Source organism: Kitasatospora sp. NPDC057015, assembly GCF_042673745.1.
Classification (GTDB): domain Bacteria; phylum Actinomycetota; class Actinomycetes; order Streptomycetales; family Streptomycetaceae; genus Kitasatospora.
Genome location: NZ_JBHUSG010000039.1, coordinates 84941 through 106448 on the forward strand (window position 1 = coordinate 84941; position 21508 = coordinate 106448).

A 21508-nucleotide genomic window follows, 5' to 3' on the forward strand; every position below is an offset into this window, starting at 1 on the left:
GTCAGCCGCCGGCGGGGGCGCGCCCGCGCAGGGCGGCCGCCAGCGCGCCCACCGTGGTGTCCGCGTACGCGGTCTCGACCAGGAGCCACTCCAGGTCGCGGAGGAAGACCGCGCTCCCGCGGCCGGCCAGGAACCTGCGGTCGGCGCAGAGGGTGATCACCGATCGCGCGGTCTCCGGGCCACGGGGCGCCTCCAACTCCTGGAGGAACAGGAAGAACTTGGCACCCTTCTGGTCGAAGTCCCACTCCGGGTCGGAGAGTTCGGTTCGGTCGAGCGCGCCGGCGAGGGCCTCGGCCGATCCGGCGGCCGGTGCGGCGAGCGGCTGCTGTCCGGAGCCGAAGCGGACGTCGTTGAAGAAGCAGAAGCCCCCGGTGCGCAGCCCCCGCTCAGCGCCGATCCGCTCGATCAGCTCCTCCAGCGCCCGGGGCTCGTACTCGGTGTGCCGGTACCCGGTGGCGGCGGCGCTGCCCACCCGGCGCAGGAACGCGTCGAAGGTCTCCTCGCGGAGCTCGGCGCGCACCAGCGCGTTCTGGTTGAACGCGCCGACCAGCGCCTGGTTCTCCGGGCGGAACCGGGTCGCCACGATGGTGCGCAGCGCCGCGGACGGCTCGCCGGTGTAGAGCGCCAGCAGCAGCAGGGTGCCGGCCTGCAGCACCACGGAGGGGCTCAGCCGGGCGCGCCGGGCGTGCTCGCCGGCGGCCAGGGCCAGGGCCGGCGACCTCAGCCGCGACCACTGCCGGTCGGAGGGGCCGCCGTCGCGCAGGTCCTCCACCATGGCGGCGGGCAGTTCGCGCAGCGCCTGCTCCCAGAACAGCAGTGCCCGCTTCTCGCTGCGGCGGGCGGGCTCGGAGGCCTCGTAGTCGGCGCGCTCCAGCGGCTGCTGGGCCCGGGGCGCGAGGCCCTGCGGGTCGGTCAGCAGCCGGGTGAGGTCCGCCCGGAGGATGGACAGGCTCCAGCCGTCGATGGCGAGGTGGCTGAGGCACAGCACCACCACCGCGGCGTGCGGTCCGTCGGTGACGACCGCCGCCCGGACGGGTGGTTCGGCCGCCGCGAAGGGGGTGGAGCGCAGTTGCCGTCCGACCTCCTCGGCGGTCTCCCGGGCCCCCGCCGCGCCGGCCGGGTGCAGCCGGACGGGCAGGGTGCCGCCGGGCAGCACGCTCTGGAGCGGCCCCCGCGGTCCTTCCGAGAACAGGGTGCGCAGCGAGTCGTGGCGTTCGACGAGCAGCCGGACGGCCGCGGCGGCCCGTTCGACGGCCGTGCCGGGCGGCGCGGGGACGGCCAGCACCAGGTTGGTGGAGGTGTCCTCCGGGGGCAGCCAGCGCAGCACGTCCCAGATGGCGACCTGGCCCCAGGTCATGGCGGCGGTGACGGGGGGTCCGTCGGTGCCGAAGCCGATCGCGAGGGTGTCGCCCGCGGGTGGTCGGTTCATGCTGGTTCCCTCCGTGCGGCGGCGGCCTCGCGCAGCGGTGCGGGCCAGTCGGCGGGGTCGTCGCCGGTGTGGGCCCGGATCCAGTGCGCCCACCGTTCGAGTCCGAATCCGATGCAGGCCGAGTAGGCGGCGCCGTTCGGGCCGTCGATGGCGAAGCCGGTGCCGAAGTGCTGCTGGTGCAGGTTCACCGAGGCCACGGCGACGTCAGGGGCGCCGTGCGGCAGCCGGGCGCGCAGTTCGTGCTTGACCTCGTAGGCGGACTGGAAGGCGAGGTAGTCGACCCGGTCCGGGGTGAAGAACGGGTCGTTGGCCGTCTCCAGCCGGCACGGCAGGCCGACGGCGCGGGCGAGGGACTCCAGCCGCTCCAGCATGTCGTCCCGGAAGGCGCGGGCGCCGGCCGCGTCGCCGACGTAGACGATCTCGCGCATGGTGAACGAGGTCAGCCGGGTGGCGGAGACCGCCGACGGCAGTTCGCGCCGGGCGCAGCCGGCCCGGGCGGTCGCGAGCACGGGCGCCGGCAGCGGCCGGTCGGCCAGTGCGGCGAACAGGTGCAGGCAGACCGCGGGGGCCAGGACGGCGCCGCCGGGTACGAGTTCGGCCCGGCGGGCGGCACGGTCGGGTGCGGCGGCGAACCGGTCGAGGGCGGCCAGGTCGGGGCCGACCTCGGCCGCCGCCAGGAGGTTCTGCGGGAAGGAGCGGGTGTATCCGGCGCGTTCGACGGTCGACCAGTCCACCAGGTGCGGGGCGGTGTACTCGTCGGCGCCGCTGTCCAGGGCCAGGTCGAGCAGGACGGTGTCCAGGGCGCGGAGCAGCCGGGCCGATGCTCCCGGGCCCACCTCCAGGCCGGTGCCCACCCGGCGGTGTCCGGCCGGGGCCGGTCGGGTGACCGTCGAGGTGGCGCCCTGGTCGAACCTGGCCCGCGGGGCGCCCTGGCGGCGGGCGGTGCGGGCGTGGGCGGCGGCCAGCAGGTCCTCGGCGCGGGCCGCCGGCCAGTCGGCGGTCGGCCGGTAGTGGACGACGGTGGCCAGGTCGGTGTGTTCGCACCGGTGACCGCCCGGGGGCACGCAGTACGGCAGCAGTTCGTCGAAGGCCTGCCGCCCGCTCTCGGGGACGGGCGAGGGGGCCGTCCAGCGGATGCTGTCCCCGGCGGCGGCGTCCCCGGCGGCGTCGTCGTGCACGGCGCTGTGACCGGGCGGGTCGCTGTCGTCGTGCGGGTCGCTGTGGCCGGGCGGGGCGGTCCGCTCCCGCGCGGCGGTCATCGCCCGGCCCCGGCGGCGGGGCGCACGGAGCAGCGGACGGGAGAGGCCGCCCGGAAGGTGCGTCCGCTGGGCAGGGGCGCGGGCGCCAGCACGTCCAGGGCCTCCACGCGGTCGAGGACGGCGTTCACGACGGTCTCCAGTTCGGCGACGGCGAGGCCGGCGCCCAGGCAGACGTGCCGGCCGGCGCCGAAGGTGAGCGGGGTGCGCTGCGGGCGGCGCAGCGGGTCCCAGACGTCGGGTTCGGGGAAGACCGAGGGGTCGCGGTTGGCCGCGGCGAGGAAGGCGTTGACCGGGGCGCCGGCCGGGATCTCCACCCCGTCGAGGTGGACGTCCTCGGCGGCGAAGCGGAGCGTGACGTGCAGCGGCGGCTCGTGCCGGAGGGTCTCGGCGACCACGCCCGGCACGTCCTCGCGTCGGGTGCGCAGTCGCCGGTAGAGCTCGGGCCTGGTGCCGAGGGCGACCAGGACGTTGGCGATGCCGGCCGCCGTGGTCTCGGTGCCGGCGGCCAGCAGCAGGACGGCCGTGTTGACCACCTCCGCCGGGCTGAGCCGCTCGTCGGCGGCGAGGTCGGCGAGCAGGCCGTCGCGGGCCTCGCCCGCCCGGGCCCGCTGGAGGCGTTCGCGCAGCTCCTCGCGCCGCCGGGTGACTTCGGCGAGCGTGGTCGGCCCGTGGTCGACGTAGTCGACCAGCGGGGCCAGGGTGGCGGCGAGCCAGGGCGCCTCCTCCACGGGCAGGCCGAGCACCCGGCACATGACGCGGAAGGGCAGGGTGCGGGCCAGGGCGTCCACCAGGTCCGTCCGGCGGTCGGCGACCAGTTCGTCGAGCAGCTCGCCGGCGAGCGGTTCCACGATCCGCTCCGCGTAGCCGGCCACCGCGCGCGGGCGGAACGGGCCGGCCGCGGCGGAGCGCAGCCGCTGGTGCTCGGCGCCGTCGCGGTCGAGCATCGAGGGGCCGAACGCGCGGCGGCTGGTGCGGAAGGGGTGGTAGGCGGAGAACCGGGGCGAGACCAGCACCTCGCGGACCAGCTCGTAGCCGAAGACGGCGTAGCCGCCGAGGAGTTCGGAGCGGTGGACGGGCTCGTGCGCGCGGTAGCGGTCGTACAGGGCCCAGGGGTCGGCCTGGAAGCCGGGGTCGTCGAAGTCGAGCACGGCGGTGCCGGGGTGGGCCGGCGCGGAGCCGGGTGTCGCGGAGTGGGGGGTGCCCGGGGCCGGGGTGGCGGGGGTCGTCGTCACGGGGCGTCAGACCTCGAATCGGAGCTCGCCCGTGCCCGCCAGGAAGTCGGCGAGGCCGGTGAGCTCGGCCAGGGTGCCGGCGCCGTCGCGGATGGACTGCTTCAGGCGGTCCTCGCGGGCCCGCAGCAGCCGGCCGGCGCTCAGCACGGCGGTCACCTTGTCCTCGGGCACCACGACGAAGCCGTCGGCGTCGCCGACCAGCCAGTCGCCGGGCCGCACCTCCACCCCGCCGGTGCGCACGGTCTGCGGTACGTGCGGGGCGCGTTCGCGGGTGGTCCGGGCGGACACCAGGGTCACCTCGGTGGAGAACACCGGGATCGGCAGCTCGGCGAGGTCGTCGAGGTCGCGGACCGCGCCGTCCACCACCAGCCCGCCCAGCCGCTGGGCGAGGGCCGAGGCGGTGAGGATGTCGCCCGCGAGGGCCTCGGAGGGCTGCTTCCGGTTCACCAGGAGCAGGATCCAGCCGGGCGGGGTCGCGGCCAGCGCCTGCAGGCAGGGCAGCATGTCGTCGTCGGTGGCGACCGGGAACGCCGGGCCGGCGACGCGGGGAAGGCCGTTCCTGGCCCGCAGCGGCAGGCGCAGGGCGGTGACCAGGTCACCTGAGGCGTCAGCGAGTTGGGAGGTGCTGACCTGGCTGAACTCCTGCCGAAGCCGGGTGATCGCGGCTTCGTCGAAGCGGTGCTCGACGGTGGTGGTCACGCGCTCTCCTCCTGGCGCTGCGAGGCGACGAGGGTGTGGATGCCGGCGAGGGTGTAGAAGGCCTGCGGCTCGTGGTCGGCCAGGTCGATGGGGCAGCCGGTGACGTCCTCGACGAAGAGGATCATCCGGATGACGGAGAAGGAGGTGACCAGGCCGAGGTCGAAGAGGTTGTCATCGGGGTCGAGCCGGTCGGGGAACTCCCGCCCGGACTCGGCGGCCAGCCCGGCGAGGAACTCGCGGAGCTGCGCGTAGAGGTCGTCACGATCCATGGTGGTCTCCCAGCGGTGGGGTGGGCCGGTCTTCGGTCAGGGCTGCGGTCACCGCGTCCAGGGCGGTGGCCAGTTGGGTCTCGGGAATGGTCAGCGGAGGTGCGATCCGGATCCGCCGGCCGTCGTCGCCGCCGGCGAAGACCAGGACGTCGCGCCGGAAGGCGCCCTGGACCACCTCGGCGGCGCTCGGCCCGACGGGCTCGAAGGAGAGCGTGGGGCCGGTGAGCCGGACGGCGGTGGCCAGGCCCGCCTCGCTCCAGTGCCGCGCCGCGTGTTCGAGCGCGGCGCCCACCCGGCGGCACCAGCTCTCGACGGGTGAGCGGTCCAGGTAGCGGGCCACCTCCCAGCCGGCGGCGAACCCGAGGGTCGCCGTCTGGAAGGTGTGCGCGAGGTGGACCTCGGAGGTGGCGGCGGACTCCAGGCCGCTGCGGTACACGACGGCCGACAGCGGGAAGAGGCCGTTGGTCAGCGACTTGCCGAACAGCAGGATGTCGGGGTCGAGTCCGGCGGCGACGGCCGGGCTGAGGTGGCCGTGCCGGTAGTAGCCGCCCTGGATCTCGTCGGCGACGGTGAGCGCGCCGGCCCGACGCGCCGCCCGCTGGAGCTCGGCCAGCCAGGCGACGTCCAACGGGACGTAGCCGTTCGCCCCCTGGACGGTCTCGTACAGGACGCACGACACGTCGTCCCAGTCCTCGGGTACGGTGCCGGGCTCCAGGTGGGTGACCTGGTCGGCGATCCGGTCGGCGAAGCCGGTGTCCTGCAGGGCGTGGGCGCGGTGCACGGTGGTCACCGCCTGGGCGTCGACACCGAGGCCGTGGAAGGCGCCGCGGATCGCCAGCACCCGGCCGGGCCGGGCCCGGCGGGCCAGGGCGAGCGCGGAGGAGACGGCGAAGCTGCCGCCGACCTGGAACAGGACGCGGCCGTCCGCGCCGAGGCCGAGCCGCCGGCAGAGCCAGTCGGCGAGCAGTTCGGCCTGCGGCGGGTAGAAGAGCGCGGCCAGGTCGGAGCCGCCGGCCAGGACCGGCTCCAACTCCGGGTTCCGGTGGCCGAAGTTGACGGACGCGTAGGCGGACATCAGGTCGGTGCAGCGGCGCGCGGCGCCGTCCTCGCCGCGCAGGTGCAGCGTGGCGTTCTCGGAGCCCTCCAGGGTGTAGCGCGCGGGGAGCGCCGCCCCTTCGTCCAGGGCGCTGAGGCTGTGGGCGGTCCGGCGGGGCGGGCGCGCGAGCGGGGTGGTGGTCACAGGTCCTCCAGACGGGTACGCAGCCGGGCGACGCCCTCGGTGAGGCGGGTCGGCGGCAGCGTGAGCGACAGACGGAGGTGGCCCGCGCCGTGGGCGCCGAAGAGGCTGCCAGGCGCGGTTGCCACGTGTGCTTCGTGGAGCAGGAGTTCGGCCAGCCGGCGGTCGTCGAGGCCGCTGTCGCGGACGTCCGCCAGGACGTACAGGCCGCCGAGCGGGCGGATGACCCGCACGCGGGGGACGGCCGAGAGTCCGTCGACGAGCAGGGCCCGCCGGCGCGCGTACTCGGCCCTGGCCCGGGCCACGTGACCGGTGGCCGCGAGCGCCGCCGGGATCGCCCGCTGGACGAACGACGGCATGCAGCAGTTGGTGTTCACCAGGAGGTCGGTGAAGCGGCGGACGGCGGCGGGCGGGACGATCGCGATGCCGATCCGCCAGCCGCACATCGAGTGGCTCTTGGAGAGGCTGTCCATCACGACGGTCCGCTCGTCCGCGGGGTACAGCGGGGTGTCGAGGCCGGGCTCGGCGAGCTCCCGGTACGCCTCGTCCGTCACGGTGTGCAGCCCGTACCGGCGGGCCAGCCCCGCCAGCTCCGCCAGGCAGTCCTGCGGCCAGACGGAACCGGTCGGATTGTGCGGGCTGTTGACGACCAGCACCCGGGTGCGCGCGGTGACCAGCGCCCCGACCTCGGCCGGATCGGGGACGTGGCCGTGCTCCGGACGCAGCGGGTAGCCGACGGGCGTGCCGCCGGCCAGCCGGACGAGTTCGGCGTACGGCGGGAAGCCGGGGTCGGGCACCAGTACCTCGTCGCCCGGGGCGAGGACGCCCAGCAGGGTGAACCAGAGGGCGAGGTTGCTGCCCGGCAGGAGCAGCACCTGGTCGGCCGCCACCGGGCGGGCCAGCCGGGCGGCGTAGTGCGCGGCCACCTGTTCCCGGACCAGCGGGTCACCCGCCGGATCGGTGTAACCGGCGTGACCGCCGGCCAGTTCGCCGGTGGCCGCCGCCACCGCGGCCGGCGGGCCCGGCAGGTCGGGCTGGCCCACCTCCAGCCGCACCACGTCGAAGCCCCGGGCCTCCAGCCGCCGGGCCTGCGCGGAGAGGGCGAACGCCGATCCGCCGAGCAGCCGCTCCGCGGGCGCCGCGGCGCCGGGGCCGGGGCGGTGGCCGACGCCGGTGGCGGCGCTGCCGGTCATGCGGCGGCCGTCAGCCGCCGGACCGCCGCCGCCACCCGCTCCGGGGTGGCCCAGTACTGCGCCTCCAGCACCGGTGAGGAGGGCACGGGCACCTCGGGGGCGCTGACGTGGGCGATCCGGCCGCCGAGGGCCCGGGCGACGCCCGGTACGTCGAGCAGTGCGGCGAGGATCTGCGCGGGGGCGCCGGAGCGCGGTCCGTCGTCGACCAGCACCAGCCGGCCGGTCCGCAGGACGGAGGCGGCGAGCGCGGGCAGGTCGAGGGGCACCAGGGTGCGCGGGTCGAGCAGCTCCACGTGGACGCCCTGGGCGGCCAGTTCGTCACCGGCGCGGGTGGCGGCGTGCACCGCGGAGCCGATCGCCACCACCGTCGCGGCGTCGCCCTCGCGGACCAGGCGGGCGACGCCGAACGGCTGGGGCTCGGCCGCCAGCGCGGCCCGCAGGTCGCAGTGGTCCGCGAGGCCGGGGGCGATGAACAGCAGCACCGGGCCCTGCTCGTCGCGGACGGCCGTGCGCAGCAGGGCGCAGGCGTCGGTGGCGGAGCCGGGGACGGCCACCCGCACGCCCGGGGTCTGCATGAAGACGCCGTACGGGCACTGCTCGTTCTGCGGTCCGAGCTGCTGCGGGCCGCGGGTCGCCGAGGTGAGCACCATCGGGGCGCGGTAGGAGCCGTCGCTCAGGTAGTGGATCCGGGCCGCGTGGTTGACCAGCTGGTCCATCACCAGGAAGGCGAAGGAGGCCCGGTTGAGGTCGACCACCGGGCGCAGTCCGGTCATCGCCGCGCCCAGCGCCGCGCCGACCATGGCCGGTTCGGAGATGGGGCAGGTCCGGACGCGCTCGGCGCCGAAACGGGCGCGCCAGCTCGGCGGTGTGCTGGTGGCGAGGAACACCAGGTCGGGGTTGCGGTCGAGTTCCTGCTCCAGGATGAGGTCCAGGACTGCCAGTTCGTTCACGGGGTACCCGCCCAGAGGTTGGTCAGGGCTAGCTCGGGGGCCGGCCACGGTGAGGTGCGGGCGAAGGCGACGGCCGCCTCGACGCGCTGCTGGGCGTCGGTGTGCAGGGCGTCGAGGAGGGCCGGCGCGGTGCCGGCGGCCAGCAGGTGCCCGCGCAGGGCGTCGAGGGGGTCGCGGGCGAGCCAGCCGTCGAGCTCCTCGGCCGGCCGGCGTTCACCCGAGGGCCGGTCGAACTGCAGGTGGAACCGGGTGAGGTAGGTGCTCGCCTCGATGAACGCCGGCCCCCGCCCGGCCCGGGCCGCCGCCACCGAGGCGGCGGCGGCGGCGTGCACCGCCAGGGTGTCGTTGCCGTCGACGCGGTGGACGGGCATCCGGTGGCCCTCGGCGATCCGCGCGACGGACGTGTCGGGGTAGACCTCCTCCGTCCGGGTGGCGCCCTGGTAGCCGTTGTTCTCGCAGACCAGGATCAGCGGCAGTCGCTGGGCGACCGCCAGGGTGAGGGTCTCGTGCATCACGCCGGCGCCGAGCGCGCCCTCGCCGAAGAAGACCACGGCCACCGCGCCGTCGCGTCGGACCTGGGAGGTCATGGCCGCCCCGGCGGCCACCGGGATGCCGGCGCCGACGATGCCCGAGGAGAGCAGGAGGTGCGTCGCCGGGTCGCTGACCAGGGCGGCGGCCTTCCCTCCGCAGAGGCCGTCGACCCGCCCGAAGAGTTCGGCGGTGAGGGCGTCGAGGTCGACGCCGCGGGCCAGCGCGTGTCCGTGTCCGCGGTAGTGGCTCACCAGGTGGTCGCGGGGCTGGAGCGCGGCGCAGACGCCGACCGCGACGGCCTCCTGGCCGATGTACGGGTGGACCGGGCCGATCACCTCGCGGTCGGTCCGTGCCTGGAGGATGCGCTCCTCGTAGGCCCGGATGAGGACCATCGCCGTGTAGGCGGCGACCAGGTCGAGTCCGCCGTCCTGTGGAGGGTCCATCGGCGATGCGGCCGGGTCGGCGGGAAGGGCTAATGCCATCACGGCTCCATCCGTCGCCGGAGCAGGGGCCTGCTCCTGGGGCAGACGTGACGGTAGTCAGCTTGATCGGAGATTTACAAGGTCTGATCGTTCATCAGTCCGCTTTAGGAGACTTTTTTGCGTTTGGATGTCAACAGAAAGACGTTGCACCACTTCGCGACGGAGTCGCTCCAGGGCGTCCACCGGCCAGGGGGCGGGCAGTTCGAAGACGAGATGGCTCGCGCCGGCCGCCACGAACCGCTCGGCCGTCGCCCGGACGGCGGCCGGCGCGGCGAAGTCGACCGGGATCTGCGCCGAGACCGCGAGGGTGTCGGGATCCCGCCCCTGCGCCTCGCAGTGCGCCCGCAGCGCGGCCAGCCGGGCCGCGAAGCCGGGCAGTCCGGCGGCGGTGTTCCAGACGTCCGCGTGCCGCGCCACGACGGCCAGCGCCCGCACCCCGGTGGCCCCCAACACGAAGGGCGGGCAAGGGCGTTGGACGGTCGCCGGGGCGAGCCGGGCGCCCCGGAGGCGGTAGTACCGGCCCTCGAAGTCCACCTCCTCGCCCGCGCACAGCCGCCGGATCAGCCCGCACGCCTCCGCCCAGCGCGCCAAGCGCTCACCGGGCGGCGGCAGCCGCAGGCCGCGCGCACGGTGCTCCGCCTCGTACCAGCCGGCCCCGAATCCGAAGTCCAGCCTACCGCCCGAGATGTGATCCACCGTCGAGACCATGGCGGCCAGCACCGCCGGCTCGCGCAGCGTGTTCGCGGTGACCAGCACCCCCAGCCGCAGCCGGGAGGTGCGCGCCGCGAGCGCGGCCAGCAGGGTCCAGGCCTCCAGGCAGCCCGCCGGGCCACCGCCGTCCGGCGCGGCGCCGACCGGATCCAGGTGGTCGAAGAGCCAGGAGTGGGTGAACTCCGCCATCTCCTCGCCCTCCTCCCACAGGCGCAGCACCCGCTCGTAGGCCACGTGCTGCTGGGGCGCCTTGAAGCCGACACTCACCGGGTTCCGCATCGCGGCCCACCTCTCCAGGGGATGACTTTCGGCCACATCCCACCCGCCTGCCGCCGATGATCACCGAACTCTTGTTAATTACTTGCACCTTGACGCAAAAATATGCTCCACTCCCCTCACTCTTGTCACTCCCCCTTCAAGGAGGTCGGCCCCGTGGACGTCCCGCCCCTCGTCGCCCAGGCCCAGCAGCGGGCCGCGGACAACGGCTTCGCATACTCATGCGCACCGCTGACCGGAGAACTCCTCGCGGCGCTCGCCGCCGCCGTCCCGCCCGGTGGCCGGATCCTCGAACTGGGCACCGGCATGGGGGTCGGCCTCGCCTGGGTCCTGCACGGCCTGCAGGGACGCGAGGACGTCGCCCTCGTCACCGTCGAGCACGACCCGAAGACCGCCGCACTGGCCGCCACGACCGACTGGCCCGCGTGGGTCGAGCCGCACACCGGCGACGCCGTGGCCCTGCTGCCCGAACTCGGCTCCTTCGACCTGGTCTTCGCCGACGCCGAGGGCGGCAAGTGGAGCGGCCTGGACCGCACCCTCGCCGCACTGCGCGAAGGCGGCGTCCTGCTGCTCGACGACATGGACCCGGACCGCTACACGCTCGCCGAGCACCACGCCGCCATCGCCGCCGTACGGACCACCCTCCGGGCCGAGCCCGGCCTCGTCCTCGTCGACCTCCCGGTGGGCACCGGCCACATCATCGCGACCCGGCGACACGCGGCCGCGGTCGCGTGAGTCCGGCCGCGGCCGAGCACCTCCCGGCGGCCGACGCCGCCGTCCTGGACGACGTGCAGGTCTTCCTGGACTCCTTCACCACGGCCGGCCGGATCTGCCCGCGACTGGACGAACGCACCTACCTGCACGCCGGGCCGCCGCTCGGCCCGGACGCCCCGCCGGCACCGATGCGCTCCGCCCTGATCGGCGCGCTCCTGCTCGAAGGGGCCGCCGGGACACCCGAACAGGCCGGCCGCCTGATCGACGACGGCCGGCTGACCCTGCTGCCCTGCGCCGACCACGACGCGCTCGGCGCACTGACCGGGATCATCTCCCGCTCCATGCCGGTGGCCGTCCTGCGCGACACCCACGGCGGCACGGTCTTCGGCACCCTCGGCGAGGGCGCCGGCCCCTGCCTGCGGGCCGGCCACCACGACCCGCGCACCCTCGACCGGCTCCGCTGGGTCGCCGCCGCCGTCCTGCCGCTGCTCCAACGGGCCTGCGAGGGCGCGGAACTCAACGTCACCCGCATCCTGCGCACCGCACTCACCCAGGGCGACGAGGGCCACAGCCGGACCACCGCCGGCACGGCCCACCTCCTCGTCCAGCTCACCGGCCTGATCCTCAAGCGGGAGATCCGCTCGCCCGAGACCCCCCGGGTGCTGCGATGGATGAGCGCCGACCCCCAGTTCTTCGGCGCCTTCGCCGTACTGACCGCCAGGCTGCTGGCCCGGGCGATCCCCGAGCGGCCCGGCAGTCCCCTCCTCCGGACGGTCGTCTCCAACGGCCACCGGGTGGGGATCCAGGTGGCCGGCCTGGGCGGGCGGTGGTTCACCGCGCCCGCGCCGGTCGGCAGCGCCGTGCTGTTCGGCGGCCACTCGCCCGCCGACGTCCACCCCGTCATCGGGGACTCCTTCGCCGCCGAGGTCGCCGGCTTCGGCGCGATGGCGCTGCCGGCGGCGCCCGCCGCCACCGACCACCTCGGCCTGAGCGCGGCCCGGGTGCAGGCGGACGCCCGCCGGATGCGCTCCATCGCCAGCGCCGAGAGCAGGCTGTACCGCATCCCCGGGAACGGCTCCACCGGGATCCCGCAGGGCATCGACGTCCACCGGGTGGCCCGCAGCGGCATCACCCCGCTGCTCGCCACCGGCCTGCTCCACCGCTCCCCCGGCGTCGGGCGGATCGGCGCCGGGCTCGCCGAACTCCCGGTCGCGCCCTTCCTCGCCGCCTCGCGCGCGTTGACCGGCTCCGACTGAGCGACCGGCGCCGGGCCCCACCGTCCCCGCCCCCACCCGCCGACGCGGGGACGCCCGACGCCACCGCCCCGTCCGCCAGCACTCCGTTCGCCACGCCCACTGACGGCCGCCCATCCCGCCCGCTCCGCCACCCCGCCCGCTCCGCCGCCCCCACCCGCTCCGGAATGAGGACACCATGATCGAGACAGCGACCGCCGCGCCGTCCGCGGCGCACTTCCACCGCAACGGCCACCACGTGTGGCGCGGCTTCCTCGAAGCCTCGCAGGTCACCGAACTCCGCGCGCTGGCCGACGAACTGCTCGCAGCCGAATCCGCGCTGCACACCCCCGAGTCCGTACGCGTCTTCCAACTGTTCCGCCACGGAGCCGCGTTCGTCGACCTGATGAACGACCCCCGGCTCACCGAGCTCACCGACACCCTGCTCGGCCCGCACGCCCTGATGAACGACCTGAGCCTCAACCGGGTCAACCCCGGGGCGAAGCCCGACCGCTGGCACATCGACTACCCGTACAACGACATGACCCAGGTCGTCGAGGGCAGCCTGCTCGCCCTCCAGTGCGTCCTGCCGCTCACTCCCTTCACCGCGGAGAGCGGGGCCACCGAGTTCATGCCGGGCAGCCACCAGCGCTACAAGCAGCCGCCGCTGACGCCCGGCGGTGCACCGGTCACGGCCGTCGCCGACCCCGGGGACCTCATCGTGCTGGCCGCCTCCACCTGGCACCGGGCCGGCGTCAACCGCACCGCCGGGCCGCGCACGGCCATCCTGCTCAGCTTCACCGAGGCCTGGGTCCGCCCGATGGCCGACCCGCCGGAGCCGGGGCCGTGGTCCGGTACCCGGGCGGCGCGGATCCGGCTCGGCATCGAACGCCCCTGACCGGCCCGGTCGCCACGGCCGCTCGCGCCGCCCGGCCCGGTCGCCCCGCCGGGCCCGGCGGCGGCTACCGCATCCACTCCGGAAAGCCCCGACCCGTGAGCGACCGGAACCGTTCGTCGACCGCGGCACGGTCCTCGGCGCGGGCGCGTCGCAGCAGACCCGGGATCGTACGGACGAGGTCCTCGTGGTGCCCGGGCAGGTCCCGAGCGATGACCAGTGCTTCGACCAGCGGCACGACCGCCTCGCCGAACCGCGCGTTCTGCAGCCGGGCCAGCCCCAGGACCACGAGGCTCTGCAGGTACGCGGGCCGATGGGTGGCCGGGTCGGCGCCGGCGAGCAGCCGGCGCACGTGGACGGCTTCCTCGGCGAGGGCCAGGCTGTCGGTCAGCCGGTCGGCGTCGGCCAGCCGCACGAGGCGGTCCTCAAGCGCGTCCGCCAGGCTCGGCAGGTGGTCGGCGCTGTTCCGACGGGCCAGGTCTCGGTAAGCCTCGACGGACTCCTCGGAGAACGCCAGGGCCTCGGCCTGTCGGCCCGCCCCGGACAACCACACGATGTGGTTGGCGAGGACGGTCACCAGGTTCGGCAGGTGCGCGGCCGGGTCCGGCGCCACCAGTTCACGCTGGACCGCGACGGCCTCCGCGGAGAACACCAGGGCCTCGGCCGAACGACCGGCGTCGACCAGCTGCCCGGCGTGGTTGGCGAGCACGATGACCAGATACGGCAGATGGGGGCCCGGGTCGGCGCCCGCCAGCTCCCGCCGCACGGCGACCGCCTCCGCGGAGAGCACCAGGGCCTCGGCCGGGCGATCCGCCTTCGCGAGCCGCCCGGCGTGGTTGGCGAGCGCGGTGGCCAGATTCGGGCGATGGGCGGCGGGGTTGAGAGCGGCCAGTTCACGCTGGGTGCCGACCGCCTCCGCCGAGACGGCCAGCGCCTCGGCCGGACGACCCGCCTCGGCCAGCCGCACCGCGTGGTTGGCGAGCGCGATGGCCAGAGTCGGCCGATGGACGGCGGGGTTGAGAGCGGCCAGTTCGCGCTGGGTGCCGACCGCCTCCGCCGTGACGGCCAGCGCCTCGGCCGGACGACCCGCCTCAGCCAGCCGCACCGCGTGGTTGTTCACCACTGCGGCCAGGGTCGGCAGGTGGACGCCCCGGTCCACATCCACCAGCGCACGGTAGGCCGCCACCGCCTCCTCCGAGAACGCCAGTGCTTCGGCCGGACGACGCGCCTCGGCCAGCCGCAACGCGTGGTTGTTCACCGCGACGGCCAGGTTCGGCAGGTGGACGCCCCGGTCCGCACCCGCCAGCACGCGGTAGGCCCCCACCGCCCGCTCCGAGAACGCCAGCGCGTCCACCCGCCGACCCGCCTCGGACAGCAGGGCCGCATGGTTGACCAGCGCCGTGGCGATCCAGGGCAGGGCCACCTCCCGGTCGGGACCGACCACCTCCCCGTACGCCCCGAGGGACTGCTCGGAGCAGACCAGTGCCTCCTTCAACCGACCCGCCTGCCGGAGCAGGAACGAGCGGTTGTTCGTCACCCTGGCCAGGGCGGGCAGGTAGCCGCGGTTCGAGTCGGCCAACCGCCGCCAGCCGTGCAGGCTGCGCTCGTTCGCGGCCAGGGCCGGGTCGCTCTGACCGGCGTTGGCCAGCCGGACGGCCAGGCGGTCGTGGATCCCGGCCTGCCCCACGGGGTCGGCGGCGGCCAGCCGGTGGTCGGCGAGGCGGGTGGCGATCGCGGCCGCCGCGATGTCCAGCTCGACGTGCCGCTCCGGCAGCAGGTCGTCGATCGCGGCCAGCACCTCCAGGTCCACGTCCGGGTGGCCCGCGAGCGTCGCCAGGGCCGAGCCCCCGGCCTGCAGCGCCAGGCCGGGGTGCGCACGCAGCAGGGGGTGGAGCTGCTCCCGTGCGAGGTGCTCCCAGCGGCCGGCGGCCTCGATCAGGGTCGTCAGCGCGTGCCGCGACCAGGCCGGATGCGGTTCGGACCGGCCCGGCTGCGGGGTCCGCGGTGCGGCGGGCAGGAGCAGGCGGGCGGGTGCCCGGGCCGTCCAGTCGTCGACGGCGTGCTCGTAGGCGTGGCCGGGGGTGAGCAGCGCCAGGAAGTCCTCACCCAGCCGGTCCGGGTACAGCGGCTCCAGGACCGTCACCGCCGCCGCACCCATCGGGCGCCCCTGGCCGGTGGTCGGCGGGTCCGCGCTGGGAGCCGGATAGCAGCGGGCGTGGTCCTTCAGCAGCTGGCCGGGTGCCCGCTCGCTCTCGACGCCCACCCGCTCGACCGCCGCCGTGCCGTCCTCGCGGTCGACGGGGCCGGTGAGCGTCGCGGTGTAGACGAGCTGGGCCATCGCGTCGGGCGAGGTGGCGAGGCGGTCCTCGGTCCGGTCGTGGAGGGCCTGCCAGTGCACCCGCTCGCGGGCGAGCAGGAAGGCGGACACGTCCACGGGGTCGCCCGGCGCCGCGCCGGGGAGTCCGGTCGACAGGACGGCGGCCAGGGCCGCCATGTGGACGGCGAGGACGAGCCGGTAGTCCGCGTGGGTGGCCAGTTCCCCCGGAGGCTCCGCCGCCTTCGCGGCGGGCACGCCCAGCAGGTCGGCGAAGCGGTCGCGGGCGGCGGTGAACAGGGCGACCCGGCTCACCCCCGGATCGTGCTCCAGCGGCCGGAGTTCGTACCGCGTGGCCGGCACTCCGACGTCCTGGTGGATGCGGTGGGACAGGCTCTGCCACCAGGCCCCGGCCGGTCTCGCCAGCAGCAGGACCCGGACCCGGATTCCCCGGCCCGCACCGAGATGGGTGTCCCCCAGCAGCGTCAGCAGGTCCGCGGTGTCCCATCGTTCGGCGTAGTCCACCAGCACCACGACCCCCGCCGCCTCGGCGAGGCCGACCGGCACCGCGAAGGCCTGCGGCGCCTGCCGCTCCCGGTGGTGGAAGGCGCCCAGCACCACCCAGCCCTGGGCCTGCCACTCCTGCGCGAGCTGGAACGCCAACCGCGTCTTGCCCTGCCCACCCGGCGCGTGCAGCAGGCAGACCGCCATGGTGTCCTCGCCGTCACGCCAGTTCCGCAGCCACTCCCGCTCGGCGGTGCGGCCGGCGAACCGCACGACCGCGTTGCCCGCCCGCAGCAGCACGCTCGGCTGCCGCCGGCCCTGCTCCCCCGTCGGATCCGGCGCCGCGGGCCCGCCGCCCGGCGCGGCCACCGGCCACGACGCCAGCCGGTAGGGCTCGCCGCCCTCGTACACCACCAGGTCACCGGCCGCCTGGAAGACCCTCGCGAAGCCCGTTGCCGTCGCCTGCTGCCGCGCCGCGGCTCCCGCCGGCCCCTCGTTCCCCGTCACCCTGCCCCTCCCCGAACCGCACCCGGCATCCGCCGGCCGGCGGGCCCCGCCCGCCCCGTCCCAGCATGCCCCGGCACGGGTTCCGGGCACCGGGCGTTTCGAGGATCCGGCGGCGTACGGCCGGCGCGCCACAGCGGTGGAGGCGGCTCGCCGCGGTCGGCGGTCGGTCCGGCGCCGGCCGCGCTCAGGCGGTGATCTTGGCGAAGAACGCGGCGAGGTTCGCCGTCGTCCGCCGGATCTTCTCCTCCACCGTGAGGGACTCGTGGAACCCCGTGCCGGCCCCGGCGTCCTTCCTGCCCCGCACGTAGAGCGAGCAGGCGAGGTCGCTGCAGATGTAGGTGCCCACCGAGTTCCCCTGCCGCCCGGCCGGCCCGGCCTTCGGCCCGACCATGAGGGAGACGCCTCCGGTGTGGAGGGTCACGCACAGCGAGCACAGGCTGCGCCGGGTCTGCCAGGAGGCGGCGCTCGGACAGCGGAGCGCGAGGCCCTGCGGGCGGCCGTCCAACTCCGTCACGAGGTAGGCGCGGTCCGGGGCCTGGGGGTCGCGCCAGCCCAGGTAGTCCAGGTCGTCCCAGGGCTGGTCGGTCAGGTCGCGGGGGACGGAGAGGCGCTTCGCCTCGCCCTTGGAGCAGTTCACGAAGGCGGTACGGATCTCTTGCTCGGTCAGCGGCTTCATGAAGGCAGGCTAATTTGCCTATAGCCTTTAGGCAAATGCATAATGGATACAGGCAAACGAGAGGAACGTCATGGCGCGCGCAGGGCTGACCCCGGAACGACTGACCCTGGCGGCGGCCGAACTCGCCGACGAGCTCGGCTTCGACCAGGTGACCCTCTCGGTGCTCGCCAGGCGGTTCGACGTCAAGGTGGCCAGCCTGTACTCACACCTCAGGAACTCCGAGGACCTCAAGACGCGGATCGCCCTGTTCGCCCTGGAGGAACTCGCCGACCGGGTCTCCTCCGCACTGGCCGGACGCGCCGGCAAGGACGCCCTGGCCGCGTTCGCGAACGCCTACCGCGACTACGCCCGGGAACACCCCGGCCGCTACGCCGCCGCACAGTTCAGACTCGACCCGCAGACGGCGGCCGCCAGCGCCGGCGTGCGGCACGCGCAGATGACCCGCGCGATCCTGCGCGGCTACGACCTCGACGAACCCGACCAGACCCACGCCGTCCGCATGCTGGGCAGCGTCTTCCACGGCTACGTCACCCTGGAGGCGGGCGGCGGCTTCAGCCACACCGCCGTCGACTCGCAGGACTCCTGGTCCTGGGTCATCGACTCCCTCGACACCCTGCTCCGGACGCGGACCACCGGCTGACCCACGACCGCCACCCCCGGACCCCACCCGCCCGGCCGGCACCTCGCGGCGGGCCGAGCCGGGAGGAAGCGGCGGGCGGCGGCCTCGAACCGGCGGCCCGGGGTGCTCCCCCAGCCTTCGGCCGGGAGGTGCCCCCCGTCTGGACGCACGCCCGAATCATCCAAGTACGTCCAGTACGAGGACGATCCGGGCGCGCACCCAGACGGGCGCCCGACTCCGCGCGCCGATCCGCAAAGATCCGCCGGACAGGCCCTAGCCGACGAGGGTCGCCTTCGGGCGGACCACGCAGAACTCGTTCCCCTCCGGATCGGCCAACACCGTCCACGACTCGTCAGCACTCTGCCCGACGTCCACCCTGCGGGCGCCGAGTGCGAGGATGCGCTCGATCTCGTCCTCCCGGTCCTCCGCGGCGGAGGTCAGATCGAGGTGCAGGCGGTTCTTGGTCACCTTGCGGTCCGTCACCGGCATGAAGCAGATGCCCACCGGGGCCGTCGGATCCGGCCCGATCACGACCTCCCGCTCCCGCTCGGAGAGGATCCGCCAGCCCAGCACCTCGGCCCAGAACCGGGCCAGGGCGGGCAGGTCCTGGGCGTCGATGACGATGTGATGCAGTGCGAGAGGCATGTCGGCCGGTGTCCCTTCGATCGCGCGGACCGCCCGCTCCCCTCGGCGAGGGGAGCGGGCGGGTGTCACACCAGGGTGCCGTCGACCACCAGTGCCACGTCTATGTTGCCGCGGATGGCGCCCGAGTACGGGCAGGCCTGGTGGGCCGTCCTCACCAGTTCGACCGCCTGCTCGGCGGTGACCGAGGGCAACGAGATCCTTAGCTCGACGCCGAGTTGGAGGCGTCCGCCGTCGACCGGGATCAGGGAGACGAAGGAGTCGATCTCCACGTCGTCCGCCGGGAGTGCGCTGCGCTGCCCGACCAGCGCGAGTGTCGTGCCGAAGCAGGCCGCGTAGCCGATCGCGAACAGCTGCTCGGGGTTGACGCCCTCACCGTCCCCGCCCAGCTCCTCGGGCTGCCGCAGGTCCAGATCCAGCCGGCCGTCCTGCGTACGGCCGTGGCCGTTCCTGCCTCCGGCGACGTGTGCCTGCGCCGTGTACCGCGCCTTGGTCATGCCGAACTCCCCTTCATCGCTACCTGATTCAGAATCTGACACTTCAAAATCAGGAAGTCAATGACGTATCATCAGATCTACGGACCCACGGGAGGGTTGACGACGAGACCGAGGCTCGACCACCCGCACCGGTGCTGGACATGGCCGCAACGGCCTTCTGCGGAAGCGAGTTCGTTCAGGAACGGGAAGCGCGATGTCTAGTGCTGTGACCGAGAAGGTTCGCCGTGTTGCTCGATCAGGCAGCGAGGGCAGGGCGGCCTCCCCAGCGGAGGCCTTTCTCGCCGCGGATGCGGGCTCGTTCGCGGCGTTGGGCGGCCAGGATGTTGGGATGGCGTGCGTTGGCGTTGCGCCAGCGCAGGTAACGGTGCAGTTCGCGGGTCTGGACCGGGTGGTTGGGGTGGTTGGAGTTGGCCAGGGTGAACTGCCGCAGTGGTCCGAAGTGCGCCTCGATCGGATTGGCCCAAGAGGCGCTGGTCGGGGTGAAACACAGCTCGACCTTGTTCTTCCGGGCCCAGTGCCGGATCTTGGTCCCCTTGTGGGCGGAGAGGTTGTCCAGGATCACGTAGATGGGGGCGCCGTCGGGTCGGGCGGCCCGGATGGATCTGAGCGCGGCGAGGGTGTTCGCGGCGCCCTTGCGGCGGCGGTTCACTCCCCACAGGGTGTCGTCGCCGATCGAGTAGCAGCCGTGGAAGTAGGTCACGCCGTGGGTGCGGTGGTAGGTCGCCGGCAGCCGGTCGGGCCGGCCCTGCTCGGCCCAGCAGGAGCCGCCGGTGGGGCGGATGCCCAGCGGTCCGAACTCGTCGAACGCGAATGTTCGGTCGGGGAAATGCTCCAGGACATGCTCGATCCGGTCGAGCTTGGCATCGTAGTCGGGGTCGGTGGATTCCTTCCACGTCTTGGTCCGCTGGAAGGTAACGCCGCGTCGGGCGAGGAGACAGCGCAGGGCCTCGCGGCCGATGCGGATCACCCGGCCGTAGACGCGGCGCAGGTAGGCGAGGAGCTTGCGTATCGACCAGCGGGTGAAGGGCTGGCCGAGCTTGGTGGGTCGGGTGCTGGCCGTCTGGACGACGAAGTCCTCGTCGTCAGGGCTGAGCTGGCGGGGACGGCCTCCCGCCCAGCGAGGGTCCAGGCAGGCGAGTCCGATCTCGTTGAAGCGGTGGATGACGTCACGCACCGTGTCCTCGTCCGCCTGCACCAGCCGGGCGATGACCGGCACCCGGTTACCGCCGGCCGAGGCCATCAGCATCATCGCCCGTCGGTAGCGCACCGTGCTGGTGCTGCCCCGGCGCACGATCCGCTGTAACTGCCGCCCCTCCTGATCGGTCAGTCTTCGTACTCGGACCGGCTCTGCCATCGACGCCTCCACGTATCGGATGGGGTGTGTCCCACATCCAACCGGTCCGGAGCGCGCCGCCGCGAGACCCGACTCGTCTCGGTACGACAGACCCGGGCAGCCGTGCAGGACCCGGCAGCTCACATGGGCAGGGCAGTCGCATTCGTCGGCGCGTCAGATCTCAAATTGGCGCCGCTCTCCGCATCGACGACGCGTGCGCGGGTATGGAACCAGGGGCGCCCGGAGTGCTTGGCGTGGGTGTTCGACAAAGGATGTCCTCGGCAACTGGGGCAGCAACGTCGCCGCTACGCACGAGACCACCTTCAACGTCACCTGCCAATGACCCGGCAGTGAGGCGACCGGATGGCGGAGGTGCTGTCGATCGGCTCCGACGCCATCCGGGTCCAGGGGTCAGGGGTCAGGGGTGGACGAGCTTGAACCTGACGAACTCCTCGTTGACGATGAAGATCTCCTCCTCGGCGGCCAGCCACCGCTTGCGGTCCTGCAGCTTGCTGGTCTTGATCCTCTTCTTCGTCCCCGCCACCTTGAGGTAGAACTCGTCGCCGCCCAGGTCCTCGATCTGCCAGCGGGTGCCACAGCTGCTCTTCTCCAGCCTGATGTCGGCTCCGTAGAGGCACCAGGTGCGGTACTCGCCCCAGTTGGCGGACGTCGACTCGATGCTGTAGGTGAGGTCGTCGGCGTGCAGGGTGAAGACCAGGGCGGTGCCGTTGCCCGGCTGGTTCGTCAGGAGCGCGTAGTCCCAGCCCGCGTACACCTCGAACGTCGCCCCGCGGCCCGAGTTGGCCTGGACGAGGTAGACGGGGTCGAAGACGGTCTCCCGCTTCGAGGGCGCGGGGTGGGCGAAGCTCGCGGGGAACCGGTGACCGGCGGCGCGGTTCGCGGTGCCCTCGGCCGTCGACGCCGGGGCGGCACCCGCCAGCAGGGCGAGGCAGCCGGCCGCGGCGACCGCCGTGCGTCGCAGCGATCGGTGCAGCAGCAGTGACTTCCACATGGGCGTACCCCTCAGCGTTCGGCATGGCCGGACTTCGATCCATCGACCATCCTCGCCGTCCGGGAATCGGACTTCAGCGAACGGTTCCGGTGGGGCCAGGGAATTCACACGGAAGAGTGGGTCTCGGGGCGTCGATTGAGGCGGCAGGCCCGCTCTCGCCGCGTGACCAAGCAACCCGGCGAACCTATGTGGTCACAGCACTAGTGTGACGCACCGCAAATCACGAGGGCAACTATGACCTTGATGGCTGGCTGTCCGGGTTGATCTTGGCGAGGTAGTCGGCGAGGGACCTGAG

The 21508-nt window shown here is 74.2% G+C and carries 20 protein-coding genes; 4 read left to right on the top strand and 16 right to left on the bottom strand.

All coding sequences use genetic code 11. The features are described 5' to 3' along the window. Position 1: 1 nt before the first annotated feature. From ACFTWP_RS29655 to ACFTWP_RS29700, 10 genes are read right to left on the bottom strand one after another with little or no spacing between them, the layout of a single operon-like run. Complete coding sequence (locus ACFTWP_RS29655; protein ID WP_380268000.1) at positions 2-1429, bottom strand: condensation domain-containing protein; 1428 nt, start codon at positions 1427-1429, stop codon at positions 2-4. Further along, a complete protein-coding gene (locus ACFTWP_RS29660) occupies positions 1426-2688 on the bottom strand; it encodes a hypothetical protein (RefSeq protein ID WP_380268001.1) in 1263 nt (420 codons plus the stop codon). Before ACFTWP_RS29660 ends, ACFTWP_RS29655 begins: the two co-directional genes overlap by 4 nt. Beyond that, on the bottom strand, positions 2685-3920 hold the full coding sequence (locus tag ACFTWP_RS29665) for a cytochrome P450 (protein WP_380268002.1): 1236 nt from the start codon (positions 3918-3920) through the stop codon (positions 2685-2687). The genes ACFTWP_RS29660 and ACFTWP_RS29665 overlap by 4 nt, the downstream gene beginning before the upstream one ends. Before the next feature lie 6 nt (positions 3921-3926). Then, a complete protein-coding gene (locus ACFTWP_RS29670) occupies positions 3927-4619 on the bottom strand; it encodes an RraA family protein (protein WP_380268003.1) in 693 nt (230 codons plus the stop codon). After that, on the bottom strand, positions 4616-4888 hold the full coding sequence (locus ACFTWP_RS29675) for an acyl carrier protein (protein ID WP_190213341.1): 273 nt from the start codon (positions 4886-4888) through the stop codon (positions 4616-4618). The genes ACFTWP_RS29670 and ACFTWP_RS29675 overlap by 4 nt, the downstream gene beginning before the upstream one ends. Further along, a complete protein-coding gene (locus ACFTWP_RS29680; RefSeq protein WP_380268004.1) occupies positions 4878-6128 on the bottom strand; it encodes an aminotransferase class III-fold pyridoxal phosphate-dependent enzyme in 1251 nt (416 codons plus the stop codon). The genes ACFTWP_RS29675 and ACFTWP_RS29680 overlap by 11 nt, the downstream gene beginning before the upstream one ends. Continuing rightward, positions 6125-7318 (bottom strand): pyridoxal phosphate-dependent aminotransferase, encoded by a 1194-nt coding sequence (locus ACFTWP_RS29685; protein WP_380268005.1) that lies wholly within the window; start codon positions 7316-7318, stop codon positions 6125-6127. Before ACFTWP_RS29685 ends, ACFTWP_RS29680 begins: the two co-directional genes overlap by 4 nt. Then, a complete protein-coding gene (locus ACFTWP_RS29690) occupies positions 7315-8268 on the bottom strand; it encodes an alpha-ketoacid dehydrogenase subunit beta (protein ID WP_380268006.1) in 954 nt (317 codons plus the stop codon). Before ACFTWP_RS29690 ends, ACFTWP_RS29685 begins: the two co-directional genes overlap by 4 nt. Further along, positions 8265-9281: a thiamine pyrophosphate-dependent dehydrogenase E1 component subunit alpha gene (locus ACFTWP_RS29695; RefSeq protein ID WP_380268007.1), complete on the bottom strand. Its 1017-nt coding sequence runs from the start codon at positions 9279-9281 to the stop codon at positions 8265-8267. The genes ACFTWP_RS29690 and ACFTWP_RS29695 overlap by 4 nt, the downstream gene beginning before the upstream one ends. 57 nt (positions 9282-9338) lie before the next feature. Further along, on the bottom strand, positions 9339-10271 hold the full coding sequence (locus tag ACFTWP_RS29700) for an LLM class flavin-dependent oxidoreductase (protein ID WP_380268008.1): 933 nt from the start codon (positions 10269-10271) through the stop codon (positions 9339-9341). 153 nt (positions 10272-10424) lie between these two features. Here ACFTWP_RS29700 and ACFTWP_RS29705 point away from each other — a divergent pair, with 153 nt between their 5' ends. From ACFTWP_RS29705 to ACFTWP_RS29715, 3 genes are all read left to right on the top strand, one after another. After that, positions 10425-11003, top strand: a complete 579-nt coding sequence (locus ACFTWP_RS29705) for an O-methyltransferase (RefSeq protein ID WP_380268009.1) — start codon at positions 10425-10427, stop codon at positions 11001-11003. Next, a complete protein-coding gene (locus tag ACFTWP_RS29710) occupies positions 11000-12238 on the top strand; it encodes a DUF1116 domain-containing protein (protein ID WP_380268010.1) in 1239 nt (412 codons plus the stop codon). The genes ACFTWP_RS29705 and ACFTWP_RS29710 overlap by 4 nt, the downstream gene beginning before the upstream one ends. 175 nt (positions 12239-12413) lie before the next feature. After that, positions 12414-13112: a phytanoyl-CoA dioxygenase family protein gene (locus tag ACFTWP_RS29715; protein WP_380268011.1), complete on the top strand. Its 699-nt coding sequence runs from the start codon at positions 12414-12416 to the stop codon at positions 13110-13112. Between the two features lie 64 nt (positions 13113-13176). Here the strand turns inward: ACFTWP_RS29715 and ACFTWP_RS29720 are convergent, their stop codons facing one another. Continuing rightward, positions 13177-16434 (bottom strand): tetratricopeptide repeat protein, encoded by a 3258-nt coding sequence (locus ACFTWP_RS29720; protein ID WP_380268012.1) that lies wholly within the window; start codon positions 16432-16434, stop codon positions 13177-13179. A gap of 184 nt (positions 16435-16618) precedes the next feature. Further along, complete coding sequence (locus ACFTWP_RS29725) at positions 16619-17110, bottom strand: FBP domain-containing protein (RefSeq protein ID WP_380268013.1); 492 nt, start codon at positions 17108-17110, stop codon at positions 16619-16621. Positions 17111-17180: 70 nt separating this feature from the next. On the opposite strand from ACFTWP_RS29725, the gene ACFTWP_RS29730 reads away from it, so the two are divergent. Further along, positions 17181-17750: a TetR/AcrR family transcriptional regulator gene (locus ACFTWP_RS29730; protein ID WP_380268014.1), complete on the top strand. Its 570-nt coding sequence runs from the start codon at positions 17181-17183 to the stop codon at positions 17748-17750. Positions 17751-18002: 252 nt separating this feature from the next. Here ACFTWP_RS29730 and ACFTWP_RS29735 read toward each other — a convergent pair whose 3' ends face one another. The 4 genes from ACFTWP_RS29735 to ACFTWP_RS29750 all read right to left on the bottom strand — a co-directional run bounded on the left by ACFTWP_RS29735 (position 18003) and on the right by ACFTWP_RS29750 (position 21213). Beyond that, positions 18003-18374, bottom strand: coding sequence for a VOC family protein (locus ACFTWP_RS29735; protein WP_380268015.1), 372 nt, complete (start codon positions 18372-18374; stop codon positions 18003-18005). Positions 18375-18439: 65 nt separating this feature from the next. Continuing rightward, positions 18440-18868, bottom strand: coding sequence for an organic hydroperoxide resistance protein (locus ACFTWP_RS29740; RefSeq protein ID WP_380268016.1), 429 nt, complete (start codon positions 18866-18868; stop codon positions 18440-18442). 235 nt (positions 18869-19103) lie between these two features. Further along, positions 19104-20222, bottom strand: a complete 1119-nt coding sequence (locus tag ACFTWP_RS29745) for an IS630 family transposase (RefSeq protein WP_380268017.1) — start codon at positions 20220-20222, stop codon at positions 19104-19106. Positions 20223-20619: 397 nt separating this feature from the next. Then, positions 20620-21213, bottom strand: coding sequence for a hypothetical protein (locus ACFTWP_RS29750; RefSeq protein ID WP_380268018.1), 594 nt, complete (start codon positions 21211-21213; stop codon positions 20620-20622). Positions 21214-21508: the final 295 nt, after the last annotated feature.

What these genes read in the sequence shown, in the direction of transcription:
- ACFTWP_RS29655 (WP_380268000.1), bottom strand. Translation starts at nt 1,429, where the DNA reads ATGAACCGACCACCCGCGGGCGACACCCTCGCGATCGGCTTCGGCACC.
- ACFTWP_RS29660 (WP_380268001.1), bottom strand. Translation starts at nt 2,688, where the DNA reads ATGACCGCCGCGCGGGAGCGGACCGCCCCGCCCGGCCACAGCGACCCG.
- ACFTWP_RS29675 (WP_190213341.1), bottom strand. Translation starts at nt 4,888, where the DNA reads ATGGATCGTGACGACCTCTACGCGCAGCTCCGCGAGTTCCTCGCCGGG.
- ACFTWP_RS29685 (WP_380268005.1), bottom strand. Translation starts at nt 7,318, where the DNA reads ATGACCGGCAGCGCCGCCACCGGCGTCGGCCACCGCCCCGGCCCCGGC.
- ACFTWP_RS29695 (WP_380268007.1), bottom strand. Translation starts at nt 9,281, where the DNA reads ATGGCATTAGCCCTTCCCGCCGACCCGGCCGCATCGCCGATGGACCCT.
- ACFTWP_RS29700 (WP_380268008.1), bottom strand. Translation starts at nt 10,271, where the DNA reads ATGCGGAACCCGGTGAGTGTCGGCTTCAAGGCGCCCCAGCAGCACGTG.
- ACFTWP_RS29715 (WP_380268011.1), top strand. Translation starts at nt 12,414, where the DNA reads ATGATCGAGACAGCGACCGCCGCGCCGTCCGCGGCGCACTTCCACCGC.
- ACFTWP_RS29725 (WP_380268013.1), bottom strand. Translation starts at nt 17,110, where the DNA reads ATGAAGCCGCTGACCGAGCAAGAGATCCGTACCGCCTTCGTGAACTGC.
- ACFTWP_RS29730 (WP_380268014.1), top strand. Translation starts at nt 17,181, where the DNA reads ATGGCGCGCGCAGGGCTGACCCCGGAACGACTGACCCTGGCGGCGGCC.
- ACFTWP_RS29735 (WP_380268015.1), bottom strand. Translation starts at nt 18,374, where the DNA reads ATGCCTCTCGCACTGCATCACATCGTCATCGACGCCCAGGACCTGCCC.
- ACFTWP_RS29740 (WP_380268016.1), bottom strand. Translation starts at nt 18,868, where the DNA reads ATGACCAAGGCGCGGTACACGGCGCAGGCACACGTCGCCGGAGGCAGG.
- ACFTWP_RS29745 (WP_380268017.1), bottom strand. Translation starts at nt 20,222, where the DNA reads ATGGCAGAGCCGGTCCGAGTACGAAGACTGACCGATCAGGAGGGGCGG.
- ACFTWP_RS29750 (WP_380268018.1), bottom strand. Translation starts at nt 21,213, where the DNA reads ATGTGGAAGTCACTGCTGCTGCACCGATCGCTGCGACGCACGGCGGTC.